This is a genomic window from Microbacterium sp. Se63.02b (genome assembly GCF_014171575.1).
Lineage (GTDB): Bacteria > Actinomycetota > Actinomycetes > Actinomycetales > Microbacteriaceae > Microbacterium.
Genome location: NZ_CP050453.1, coordinates 3,935,115 through 3,946,816, shown reverse-complemented (window position 1 = coordinate 3,946,816; position 11,702 = coordinate 3,935,115). Strand labels below are relative to the sequence as shown.

Sequence of the window (11,702 nt, the reverse complement as noted above, 5' to 3'; positions counted from 1 at the left end):
GGTACCTGCGTCCGTCCGCGACCTTTCGAACCGCGATCCGGCATACTGCGCCGAAACGATTCGATAAGCTGGGACGGCCCCGATCCACCCCTCAGTTCTGCGAGCCTCCCTCCATGGCCACCTCCCTCACCACGGGCCGCCCGTGGCGCGTCATCCTTGCCTTCTCCATCCCGCTCCTCCTCGGCAACGTGGTGCAGCAGCTCTACCAGTTCGCCGACGCGATCGTCGTCGGCAGACACCTCGGCGTCACGTCGCTCGCCGCGGTCGGTGCGACCGGTAGCCTGCTGTTCCTGCTGCTGGGATTCGCCTGGGGTCTGACCAGCGGTTTCGCGATCCCGATCGCTCAGGCGTTCGGTGCCCGCGACGATGCCGCCGTGCGGCGATCCGTCGCGACGGGTGTGATCCTCAGCGCGATCACGAGCGTGATCCTGACGGTCGCCGCTCCGCTCCTCGCCGGGCCGATCCTGGCTCTTCTGCAGACGCCGGCCGAGCTCATGCCGGAGGCGACGGTCTTCACGCAGATCAGCTTCCTCGGCGCGAGCGCGACGATGTTCTTCAACTACCTCTCGGCGATCATCCGCGCGATCGGCGACTCCCGGACGCCGCTCGTCTTCCTCACCGTGTCCTGTGCACTCAACGTCGGCCTCGTGGTGCTGATGGTCGGTCCCCTCGAATGGGGCGTCGCCGGTGCAGCGCTGGCGACGGTGATCGCGCAGGCCGTCTCGGTCGCGCTCTGCCTGGAGTTCGTCCGCCGCCGCCTGCCGATGCTGCACCTGCGTCGCGCGGACTGGCGCGTCAGCCGCGCCGACATCGCCGAGCACCTGCGTCTCGGGCTGCCCATGGGGTTCCAGGCGTCGATCATCGCGATCGGAACGCTCACGGTGCAGGTGGCTCTGAACACCCTCGGCGCCGACGCCGTCGCCGCCTACACGACCGGATCCCGCGTCGACAGCCTCGCCGTGGCGCTGCTGTCTTCGCTCGGCCTCGCGGTCTCGATGTACGCGGCGCAGAACCACGGGGGCCGACGCCCCGATCGCATCCGTCGCGGTGTGGTCGAGGCGACCTGGATGTCGGTCGGCGCCGGCGTGGTGCTCGGCGGTCTGCTGATCGCTTTCGGCGCCCCCATGGTCCGCCTGTTCATCGGCGACGGCTCGGACGACGTGGTCGACATGGCGCACCGGATGCTCATCATCAACGGATGCGGCTACTGGGCGCTCGGCATGCTCTTCGTGCTGCGCGGCGCGCCCAGGGCCTTGGCCACACGCTCGTGCCGACCGTGACGGGTGTGATCGAACTGGTCATGCGCGTCGGGGCGGCCATCGTGCTGGGCGCCTGGATCGGGTTCGACGGGGTGGCCCTCAGCAACCCGCTCGCGTGGGTCGGGGCGATCGTGCTGCTGGTGCCGGCGTACGTCCGCGCGCACCGGGCACTCGGCAGGCTGCCCATCGCCCCGGCGGAGGCGACCGAGACCTCGGCGATCGCGATCCTCGGGCCGACAGACGGCTCCATGGTCGTCGACGCCGTGGTCACCCAGCCGGTGCGGGTCGTGCGGCCGCGTCGTCTGCGCTGGCCGAGCCGCGGCTGAGCCCCGCCCGCGGCTCGCCGTCGCGCGGATATCCGTCTCGAGGATGATGCGGATGGGACTTGAGACGGATGGCCTTTCCGCGACACACTTCTACTGTCGAGGTAGCGGGGTTTCCGCTGACGGGGGTCGTCATGACGACAATGAGAGTGGCCAGCGATCTGGCTGCGGTGATGGTGCCGATCGGATACGTGGGAGCGGCAGTCGCCGGCGTCTGCGCGATCGTCGCGGCGGTCGCGATCATCCGCGGGTCCGGAGCGGTCACGGGCGGTGCTGTCGGGCTCTGGATCGTGGGTGCGCTGATGAGCGTCACGGCATCGTTCGCTCAGCAGTGGCTGCCGTTGATCCTGGCGTGCGCGGCGCTCGTCGCCATGCTGACGATCGGCGGCGTCGTGCGGGCCCTCGTGAACGCGTCGGGTGTCGAGCGCCCGCAGCGCACGCCCGACGAACCGCTCCCGGCCCCGGTGAAGCCGACCGTCGCCGTGTCCAAGCCCGCGCGAGCGACCACGGCGACCGCCTCGATCGCGATCGTGCCCTGAGCGCTCAGCGGTAGTCGCGGTCGCGGTGCTGTCCCGACTCGTCACCGGAGTCCACTCGCGCGGCTTCTCGTGCGCGCAGTTCGACACGACGGATCTTGCCGGAGATCGTCTTCGGCAGCTCGGGCACGAACTCGATGATCCGCACCCACAGGTGCGACGACAGTCGCTCGTGCGCGTAGGCGAAGATGGCGCGTGCCGCGTCCGACTCCGCAGCGCCGGCAGCGGGGGCCAGGCAGACGTAGGCCTTCGGCACGGCCAGCCGCGTGCGGTCCGGACTCGGGATCACAGCCGCCTCGACCACGAGGTCGTGCTCCAGCAGCACCGACTCGAGCTCGAACGGCGAGATCTTGTAGTCGGAGGCCTTGAACACGTCATCGGAGCGTCCGACATAGGTCAGGTATCCGTCGTCGTCGCGCACCGCGATATCACCCGTGTGGTGGAAGCCGCCGATACGTGACTCGGCGGTCTTCTCGGGGTCGTCGTAGTACCCGGCCATCAGCCCGAGCGGCGGGTGCGAGAGGTCGAGGGCGATCTCGCCCTCACCGTCGACCACTTCTCCGGTGACGGGATCGAGCAGGACGACCGGGTAGCCGGGCAGCGGTCGTCCCATGGATCCGACCTTGACGGTCTGGCCGGGGGAGTTCCCGATGCAGGCGGTCATCTCGGTCTGCCCGAACCCGTCGCGGATCGTGCCGCCCCAGGCGTCGCGCACGCGGTCGATGACCTCGGGGTTCAGGGGCTCGCCCGCGCCGACGAGTTCGCGCGGGGGATGACCGAGCCTGGTGAGGTCGGCCTGGATGAGCATCCGCCACACGGTCGGCGGCGCGCAGAACGTCGACACGTGGTGGGTGTCCATGACCTGCATGAGCGCGTTCGCGTCGAAGCGGTCGTAGTTGTAGACGAAGACCGTGGCCCCGGCGAGGAACGGCGAGTAGAAGCTCGACCATGCGTGCTTGGCCCAGCCGGGGGACGAGATGTTGAGGTGCACGTCGTCCGGCCGCACGCCGAGCCACCACATGGTGGACAGATGACCGATCGGATACGAGACGTGCGTGTGCTGCACGAGCTTGGGACGGTTGGTCGTTCCCGAGGTGAAGTACAGCAGTGCGGTGTCCGATGCCGGCGTCGGGCCGTCGGGCTCGAAGTCCGTCGGCGCGGAGGACGAGTCGTGGAAGCGCGCCCATCCGGCAGGGATGTCCGCGCCGACGCCGATGCGCAGGACGCGGCTGTCGATGCCGTCGAGGCGGTCGGCGAGTGTTCCGAGCGTCACGACCGCGCCGGCACGTCCGTGTTGCACGCGGTACTCGAGGTCGGAGGAGGAGAGCAGGGTGGAGGTCGGGATCGACACGGCGCCGACTTTCGTGATCGCCAGCATCACCTCCCACAGCTCGATGGTGTTGTTCAGCATCACGATCACGTGGTCGCCACGGCGGATGCCGAGTCCCGTGAGCCAGGCGGCGACCTGATCGGACCGGGTGGAGAGCTCCCCGTACGTCCAGGCGTGCAGGCTGAGGTCGGCCTCGACGATCTGCACCGCAGGGCGATCCGGCGCCTCGGCGGCCACCACGTCGAACCACTCCAGCGCGAAGTTGAACTCGTCGACGTCGGGCCAGGAGAAACCGGCGCGGGCTGCCGCGTAGTCGGTCGCATTCGCGAAGAGGAAGTCCCGCATCTCGCGGATCTTCGCGGTGGCTGCGGTGGCGCTGCGGCTCATGGTGCTCCTCTGCTCCTGTGCGGACGTGCATTCCATCTTCGCGCACGACGAGGACGCCGTGACATCCGGGCGTCAGGCGGGAAGGAGACCGGTGCCGTCGCGAAGCTCGAACACCAGCTGGGTCTCGGTGCCGCGCACCACAGGGTGGATCGTGATGTGCTCGAGCACGATGTCGCGGAGCGCCGTCGCGTCCTCCACCGCCACGTGCACGAGGAAGTCGTCGACACCGGCGACGTGGAACACCTGCAGCACCCGTGGGATGCCCGCGAGTGCGTCGAACAGTGCCGTGACCTTCGCGCCGGTGTGATTCGCCAGGCGCACCTTGATGATCGCCTGCAACGGGTAGCCGAGGGCGGCACCGTCCACCCGGATGCGGGTGTCGCGGATGACGCCTCGCTCGCGGAGCGCCCGCACGCGGTGGGCGCAGGTCGAGTCGGCGAGACCCAGCCGATGCGCGAGCGCCTTGTTCGTGATCTCGGCGTCGCGGGTGAGGACCGCGAGCAGCTCGAGGTCGATCTCGTCGAGTTGTGCTTTCGCCAACACGGTCCCCTTTCATCGGCCAGATCTCGCTCAGAATAGCGTCAGCGGGCAGATCTCCGGCGGCTTCTGTCGACTTCGTGCGGATTCATCGTGATTCCGGCAACGTGGAGGCATGACTGCACCGCTGCATCCTGACACCGTCGCCGTCCACAGCGGCCGCTCCGACCTCGAGGGTCTCGGAGTGCACGCGCTGCCGATCGACCTGTCGACGACGAACCCGCTGCCCGACATCGAACGCGGCGGCGACTCCTACGAGGCCATGGCAACGGGGGCCGACCGCCCGCCGACGGCAGCATGGTCTACGCGCGACTGTGGAACCCCACGGTCGCCCGCTTCGAGGCGGCTCTCGCCGAGCTCGAGCACGCCGAGGCCGCCGTGGCCTTCGCGTCGGGCATGGCCGCGATGACGGCGGTGATCCTCGCCCACACCGGCGCGTCCGGGGTGCGGCACGTGGTGGCCGTCCGCCCGCTCTACGGCGGCACCGACCACCTCCTCGGTTCCGGGCTGCTCGGCGTCGAGACCACCTACTGCCACCCCGATGAGGTGGCGGCGAGCATGCGCCCGGACACCGGGCTGGTCGTGGTGGAGACCCCGGCGAACCCCACGCTCGACATCGCCGACATCGCCGACGTCGTGCGCCAGGCCGGCGCCGTGCCTGTCGTGGTGGACAACACCTTCGCCACTCCGGTGCTGCAGAACCCGATCGACCTGGGCGCCGCGATGTCGCTGCACAGCGCCACGAAGTACCTCGGCGGGCACGGGGATGTGATCGCCGGCGTCGTCGCCTGCAGCGAAGAGACCGCCGAGGCGCTGCGCCGCGTGCGTGCGGTCACCGGGGGCTGCTGCATCCGCTCGGGGCGTACCTGCTGCACCGCGGACTCACGACCCTGCCGGTGCGGGTGCGCCACCAGCAGGAGAGCGCGCGGCGGGTGGTGCAGTGGCTGATCGACCGTCCGGAGGTCGCCGAGGTCTTCTATCCGGGGCTCGACGGTGACCCGCGCGGCATCCTCGACCGGCAGATGCGCGGGACGGGCGCGATGATCGCGATGCGGATGCGGGGCGGGTTCGCTGCGGCGTCAGCGGTGACGACGGCGACGTCGCTCTTCACGCACGCGGTGTCCCTCGGTGGGGTGGACTCGCTGATCCAGCATCCGGCCGCGCTCACGCACCGTCCGGTTCCGCCCGAGGCTCGCCCCGGCGCCGATGTGCTCCGCCTCTCGATCGGGCTGGAGGATGTGGACGACCTGATCGCCGACCTCGCCCGGGCCTTCCGGGCGCTCGACGCTCAGAGCGCCGGGAGCCGGATGGTGCCCGTCGCGACCCGTTCGGTCGGCATGCGGTCACGGTCGTAGGTGATCTCCCGATAGCCGTGCGGGGTCGGCGTCCCGTCGTCGTCGAGGCTCACGAACACGATCTTGTCGATCGTCAGGATGCGCCTGCGCGTGATCATGTTGCGCGCCACGGCGCGCATCGTGAGTGAGGTCGTGCCGAAGCGCGTGGCCTGCAGGCCGATCTCGATGAGGTCGCCCTGCACGGCCGACGCCTCGAAGTTGATCTCCGAGATGTGCTTCGTGACGGCGCGGTAGTTGCCGAGCTGCACGATCGCGTAGATCGCGGCCTCCTCGTCGATCCACTTGAGCAGGCTCCCGCCGAACAGCGAGCCGTTCGCATTGAGGTCCTCTGGGCGCACCCACTTGCGGGTGCGGAAGGTGAGTCCGTCTTCCGACCAGGCCGGTGTCTTCTGCTTCGCCATGGACACGAGGGTACGAGCCCCGTGAGTCGACGATGTTACGGGCCGTTTTCCTGGAGCGCACAGCCGTTTCGGACAGGAATTGTGCACTCACCACAAGAAACTGAGTATCGACTGTGGTGAGACTTGGTTTCGACCGGCAAATCCTGAAGGGGAGTGTCGGCGCGCCCATACAGTCGCCCGTGGCAACGACGCCACTGACCCTGGGAGTCCTCGATGACGAGTGCAAAACCCCACGCGCACGGAACCGGCATGCGCATCGCCGTGATCGTGCTCAGCCTGCTGCTGGCCGCGATGGTGATCCTGTTCCTCGTGACGACGAGCAAGATCGCCGCCGGAGCATCCGAGCTCGCCGACGGCACCGTGGCCGCGAAGGACGGCTCTGCCGACCTCGCCGCCGGAGCCGACGACCTCGCCGTCGGAGCCGACCGGCTCGCCGACGGCAGCGACGACCTCGCGGCGGGTGCCGCAGCCGCGCACTCCGGTTCGCAGAAGCTGAGCGATGGCGCCACGAAGGCGGCAGTCGGAGCGACCACCCTGGCCGAGGGTGCAGGAAACCTCGCGGCCGGTGCATCGACCGCCGTCGACGGCGCCGGCCGGGTCAGCGGGGGAGCGCAGACGGCGCTCGCCGGGGCGCAGGAACTCTCGACCACGCTGGTGCAGGCCGACGCCGGTGCGGCGACGGTCGCGGCTGGGGCGGCGAAGCTCTCCGCAGGAGTCGACGGCGCACACCGCTACGCGAACGGTGTCCTCGCCGGTGCGAGCACGCTCAGCGACACTCTGCGCGCCGGTGTGACGCCGTCGGTGCTGACGCTCGCCCACCCCGACACGAAGGCCGCGCTCCAGGGCGTCGCCGCGACGGCGCCCGGTCACTCCCAGCAGCTCGCCGACGGCCTCGCCGGCCTTCTCTCAGCCGACCCCACGAACCCGCAGCTGCAGGCGCTCGCCCGGCTCGCGGCCGGCGTCGATCAGGAGGTCGACGCACTGGCGGTACCCGCAGCCGCAGCTCCCGCTCTCGCCCAGGGACTCGTCGGCGCGGCCGACGGTGCGGCGAAGGTCACCGCCGGTGTCGGGGCGATCGTGCATGGCGACCCCTCGAAGGGCTGGCCGGGAACCGTCGCACTCGTCGCTCCCGAGGGTGCTCCCGCACTCGCGGCCGGGGCGCAGAAACTCCACTCCGGAACCTCGCAGCTCTCCGCGGGCGCCGAGCGGTTGGCATCCGGGCTGCAGACGCTCTCCACCGGCGCGTCGGCCCTCTCCTCGGGAACCGTGAACCTCAGCGCGGGTGCGGCGCGCCTGAACGAGGGTGCGAGTGCGCTCGCCGTCGGGGTCGGAGAGCTGCAATCAGGCTCCGGCGCCCTCGACACGGGCATCGGGAAGCTCTCCGACGGCGCGACGACGCTCGCGGACGGCTCCGACGACCTCGCGGCAGGCGGGGACGCGCTGCAGGCCGGGGCGGCCGACCTCGCCGTCGGCACCGGCCTGATCGCGGACGGCTCCGGCGCCCTCGCCACCGCCACGGCCGGAGCGGCCCCGTCGACGCTGCCCTGGATCCTCGGCATCGCCCTGGCCGGACTGATCGCGATCGGCTTCTGGGTCGGCCACCGCATCTCCCATCGCCGCGCCCTGGCCCTGGCCGCCTGACCCCATCCCCTGACCCCTCCCCCACCCCACCCCCGCCTGAGCGGATGCCGCCCCACCGGCATCCGCTCAGGGCAGAGCCGCCGAGGGCGGAAACGGCCGCAGGTGACCCGGCGCAGACGGATGCTGGGGGCATGAGCGAAGACAACTCCCTCCCGCAGTTCGGCCCCGAAGCCCGGGCGCGCTGTTCCACGAGCGGGTGCTCGTGCTGGACGGCGCCCTCGACGACGACAACGGCACGCTGCTGATGACGCAGCTGCTCGCGCTGTCGGCCGAGGACCCGACGGCCGACATCGCCCTCTGGATCCACTCGCCGGGCGGCTCGGTGCCGTCGATGCTCGGAATCCGCGACATCATGCGACTCGTCCCCAACGACGTCGCGACACTCGCGCTCGGACTCGCGTGCAGCGCAGGGCAGTTCCTGCTCTCGGCCGGCACTCCGGGAAAACGCAGGGCACTCCCGCACGCACGCATCCTCATGCATCAGGGATCGGCGGGCATCGGCGGTTCGGCGGTCGAGATCGAGACGCAGGCCGACGACCTGCGACACATGCGCGACACGGTGCTCGGACTCATCGCCGACGACACCGGCCAGCCGATCGAGCGCATCTTCGAAGACTCCCTGCACGACCGCTGGTACACCGCAACGCAGGCGCGGGAGTACGGGTTCATCGACGAGATCGTCGCCTCGATCGGCGACGTGATGCCGCGTCGACGCGCGCACGTCGGGCTGGGGGCGGGCGCATGAGCGGCTACACGATCCCCAACGTCATCGCGCAGCACCCGCGGGGTGAGCGCATCATGGACGTCTACTCGCACCTGCTCGCCGAGCGCGTCATCTACCTCGGCACCGGGATCGACGCGGGGGTCGCGAACGCCCTGATCGCCCAGCTGCTGCACCTCGACGCGGACAGTCCCGAATCGGGCATCCAGTTCTACATCAACAGCGAGGGCGGTGATCCCGGCGCCGCGCTCGCGATCTACGACACCATGCAGCACATCCGTCCGGCCATCGCGACCACGTGCGTCGGACAGGCGATCGGCCCGGCTGCGCTGCTCGTCGCGGCGGGTGCTCCAGGGGAGCGTGCGGCCCTCTCGCACGCGCGCATCGTGCTGCACCAGCCGGCCGGGCAGTCGCGCGGTGCGATCCCCGACCTGATCCTCGCAGCGGACGAGGTGGTGCGGGTGCGCTCGGACATGGAGGAGATCCTCGCCAGGCACAGCGGCCGGACGGTCGAGGAGCTGCGTGCGGACACCGACCGTGACCGCGTGTTCACGGCATCCGCCGCGCAGGACTACGGCCTCATCGACAGGGTGCTCGGCGCGCGCACCGTGTGACCCCGGGAGCCAGGCGGACGGACGGAACGAACGGGTCAGGCGGCGAGGGCGAAGGAAGTGCGCGATGCCGACACGGCCGCGGATGCCGGAACCGTGGCGGAGCGGAGTTCGTCGGCCACGGCGCTCGTCAGCTCGATCAGGCTGGTGTCGAGTGCTCCGGCGATCGCGGCGATCATCTCGCTCGACGGCTCCTTCAGCCCGCGTTCGACCTCGGAGAGGTACTGGGAGAGACGCCGGCCTTCTCCGCGGTCGCGGTGAGGGTCTCCTCACGATCGTGTCGACGTCGACGCAGCTGGTCGCCCAGGAGGTGGCGCCACAACGGCTCGGGGTCGTGGCGCTTCGGGCGGTCGGAGCGGGGAGCGGGCGGGAACGAGAGGAGGTCGGCCATGCCTCACGATATGCCGCCCGTTCCGGAGGCTTCGAGCGGTTCTGCTCAGAGCAGAACGCCGAAGCTCGGCCGATGCCGTCACAGGGCCGCGGTCACTCCTGGCAGCAGTTTGCCGAGGATCGACGCGAGCTGCTCCCGCTCCTCCGGGCTGAGCGGATCGAGCACCAGTTCCCGCACCTGTTCGACGTGCACGGGTGCGGCGGTGCGCAGCATCTCCCGGCCTTCCGGGTGAGCGCGGCCGAGAGCGTGCGCTTGTCGGTGCCGCACGAGGTGCGCTCCACCCAGCCGCGCTCCTCCAGGGAGTCCAGGGCGTGGCTGAGACGCGAGCGGCTGAGGCCGGCGATGCGGGCGAGTTCCGTCATCGTGACGGCTCCCTCGCCTTGACCTGCGAGCGTGACGAGGATCGCGTACCTGGCGTGGTTGAGGCCGACCTCGTCCTTCAGGGTGCGGTCGAGCACCTGGGGCAGCAACTGTACGAACCGGATGACGGGGAGCCAGGTCGCCATCTCGGTGTCGTCGAGTCGCCGTCGATGCTGCTCCGCTGTCATGGTGCCCTCCTGGGGTGTCACGCCGCCGACAGGTCGAGGGTGTGCGCCGTGTGGTCGCGCTTGGCCTGGAGGTAGCGCGAGTTGGACTCCGACAGGTGCACCTCGGTGCGGACCCGCTCGGTCACGCGGATGCCGAGGGCCTCGAGCTGCACGGCCTTGTCGGGGTTGTTGCTGAGCAGACGGATGCCGTCGACGCCGACCGCGTTCAGCATCTGCGCTGCGACGGTGTAGTCGCGCTCGTCTTCGCCGTGGCCGAGGGCGACGTTCGCCTCGTACGTGTCGAGGCCCGCGTCCTGCAGGGCGTACGCGTCGAGCTTCGCGTACAGGCCGATACCGCGTCCCTCCTGCCGCAGGTAGAGCAGGAAGCCGCCCTCCGCCGCGATCCGCTCGGCGGCCTCGCGCAGCTGGGGACCGCAGTCGCAGCGCTCGGATCCGAACACGTCACCGGTCAGGCACTCGCTGTGAGGGCGCACGAGCGGCGCGTCTCCGCCGTCGCTCGCGCGTTCGAGTGCCGCGTGCCAGTCGCCGAGCCCGAGCAGCAGGTGCTCCCGTCCGTCGACGAGGCCGTCGAACGTGACCACGTCGGCCGTGGTGGAGAAGCCGTCGCCGAAGCGCAGCGGCACGCGGACGCGGGTGCGTTCCGTGGCGACCGGAGCGACGGTTGAAGTTTCAATCATGCCGGGTGCAACGCAGGAGGCGGGGGAGTATTCCCGAGGGCTAGGCCGAGGACTCTTCCTTCCGCCGCCGCACGAACCTCAGTTCGCTCGCCAGGATGCCGAGCACGACCAGAGCTCCGCCGACGAGCGCGGTCGCGGGCAGTCGCTCGCCGGCGATGCGTCCGATGACGCCGGCCCACACGGGTTCCCCGGCGTAGATGATGGTCGCGCGCGTCGGTGACACCGACTTCTGCGCCCAGTTCATGGTCAGTTGGATCAGACAGCTCGCCGCGCCGAGTCCGACGGCACAGCCGACCCAGATCCAGGAGAACTCGGGGACGGCCTCGCCGACCACCGGCATCGTCAGCAATCCCAGCACGCCGGCGGTCAGCAGCTGGACGACGGTGATGCGCCCGAGGTCGATCCTGCCCGCGAAGAGGCTGATCAGGATGATCTCTGCGGCGATGGGCAGGGTGCTGATCATGGTGACGATCTCGCCCGTGCCCAGCGTGAACGCGAATGCGTCGGGGCCCGCGATGAACAGCAGTCCCACGAACGCGAGGCCTGCTCCGACGAAGGCCATGGCGGGCGGACGTGTGCGGAAGACCGCCCACTGCGCGAAGGGGACGAGCGGCACGTACATGGCGGTGATGAACGCCGACGTGCTGCTGTCGATCGTCTGCAGCCCCAGCGTCTGCAGACCGTAGCCGAGGTAGATCATCACCCCGATCGCGACACCCGCCCCGATGTCGCGCCACCGCATGCCGCGCAGCGCACGACGGAAGATCAGCACGCTGAGGAGACCTGCGACGAGGAATCGGATGCCGACGAAGAACCACGGCCCGGAGTGCTCCATCGCCCAGTGCACCAGCAGGAACGTGCCGCCCCACACCGCGGTGATCGCGATGAGCGCGGCCTCCTGCGGGCGGAAGCGCATCCAGCGGAGACGAGAGGGCATCGTTGGCCTTTCTCGACGTTGCCGGATCGAGCATAGTCGTGGCGCATG

Annotated in this window: 11 protein-coding genes and 3 pseudogenes; 6 read left to right on the top strand and 8 right to left on the bottom strand. The window is 70.1% G+C overall.

Annotation, left to right across the window (positions count from 1 at the left end; translation table 11 throughout):
• The first annotated feature begins 113 nt into the window (after positions 1–113).
• Both G4G29_RS19720 and G4G29_RS19715 read left to right on the top strand, forming a co-directional pair.
• A pseudogene (locus G4G29_RS19720) lies at positions 114–1,585 on the top strand (MATE family efflux transporter).
• A 131-nt stretch (positions 1,586–1,716) separates the two neighbouring features.
• Positions 1,717–2,121, top strand: coding sequence for a hypothetical protein (locus G4G29_RS19715; RefSeq protein ID WP_183151296.1), 405 nt, complete (start codon positions 1,717–1,719; stop codon positions 2,119–2,121).
• 4 nt (positions 2,122–2,125) lie between these two features.
• On the opposite strand, the gene G4G29_RS19710 is transcribed toward G4G29_RS19715, so the two are convergent.
• A complete protein-coding gene (locus G4G29_RS19710) occupies positions 2,126–3,835 on the bottom strand; it encodes an AMP-binding protein (protein WP_183151295.1) in 1,710 nt (569 codons plus the stop codon).
• A gap of 72 nt (positions 3,836–3,907) precedes the next feature.
• Positions 3,908–4,378, bottom strand: a complete 471-nt coding sequence (locus G4G29_RS19705) for an Lrp/AsnC family transcriptional regulator (RefSeq protein WP_244632228.1) — start codon at positions 4,376–4,378, stop codon at positions 3,908–3,910.
• A 109-nt stretch (positions 4,379–4,487) separates the two neighbouring features.
• Here G4G29_RS19705 and G4G29_RS19700 point away from each other — a divergent pair.
• Positions 4,488–5,727 (top strand): annotated as a pseudogene (locus G4G29_RS19700) (PLP-dependent aspartate aminotransferase family protein).
• On the opposite strand, the gene G4G29_RS19695 reads toward G4G29_RS19700, so the two are convergent.
• Positions 5,661–6,128, bottom strand: a complete 468-nt coding sequence (locus G4G29_RS19695; protein WP_183151293.1) for a hotdog domain-containing protein — start codon at positions 6,126–6,128, stop codon at positions 5,661–5,663. The pseudogene G4G29_RS19700 and the gene G4G29_RS19695 overlap by 67 nt on opposite strands.
• A gap of 213 nt (positions 6,129–6,341) precedes the next feature.
• Here G4G29_RS19695 and G4G29_RS19690 point away from each other — a divergent pair, with 213 nt between their 5' ends.
• The 3 genes and pseudogenes from G4G29_RS19690 (at position 6,342) to G4G29_RS19680 (ending at position 9,104) form a co-directional block, all read left to right on the top strand.
• Positions 6,342–7,769, top strand: coding sequence for a hypothetical protein (locus G4G29_RS19690; protein WP_183151292.1), 1,428 nt, complete (start codon positions 6,342–6,344; stop codon positions 7,767–7,769).
• A 131-nt stretch (positions 7,770–7,900) separates the two neighbouring features.
• Positions 7,901–8,514, top strand: a pseudogene (locus tag G4G29_RS19685) (ATP-dependent Clp protease proteolytic subunit).
• Positions 8,511–9,104, top strand: coding sequence for an ATP-dependent Clp protease proteolytic subunit (locus G4G29_RS19680; protein ID WP_183151291.1), 594 nt, complete (start codon positions 8,511–8,513; stop codon positions 9,102–9,104). The pseudogene G4G29_RS19685 and the gene G4G29_RS19680 overlap by 4 nt, the downstream one beginning before the upstream one ends.
• 35 nt (positions 9,105–9,139) lie before the next feature.
• Here G4G29_RS19680 and G4G29_RS24345 read toward each other — a convergent pair whose 3' ends face one another.
• The 5 genes from G4G29_RS24345 to G4G29_RS19660 form a co-directional block, all read right to left on the bottom strand.
• On the bottom strand, positions 9,140–9,301 hold the full coding sequence (locus G4G29_RS24345) for a hypothetical protein (RefSeq protein WP_345941191.1): 162 nt from the start codon (positions 9,299–9,301) through the stop codon (positions 9,140–9,142).
• A complete protein-coding gene (locus tag G4G29_RS24340; protein ID WP_345941126.1) occupies positions 9,298–9,492 on the bottom strand; it encodes a hypothetical protein in 195 nt (64 codons plus the stop codon). Before G4G29_RS24340 ends, G4G29_RS24345 begins: the two co-directional genes overlap by 4 nt.
• A gap of 92 nt (positions 9,493–9,584) precedes the next feature.
• Entirely contained in the window at positions 9,585–10,040 is a 456-nt protein-coding gene (locus tag G4G29_RS19670; protein WP_244632227.1) for a MarR family transcriptional regulator, read from the bottom strand.
• Between the two features lie 17 nt (positions 10,041–10,057).
• Complete coding sequence (gene ribA, locus G4G29_RS19665; RefSeq protein ID WP_183151290.1) at positions 10,058–10,717, bottom strand: GTP cyclohydrolase II; 660 nt, start codon at positions 10,715–10,717, stop codon at positions 10,058–10,060.
• A gap of 40 nt (positions 10,718–10,757) precedes the next feature.
• A complete protein-coding gene (locus G4G29_RS19660) occupies positions 10,758–11,654 on the bottom strand; it encodes a DMT family transporter (RefSeq protein WP_244632226.1) in 897 nt (298 codons plus the stop codon).
• Positions 11,655–11,702 lie beyond the last annotated feature (48 nt).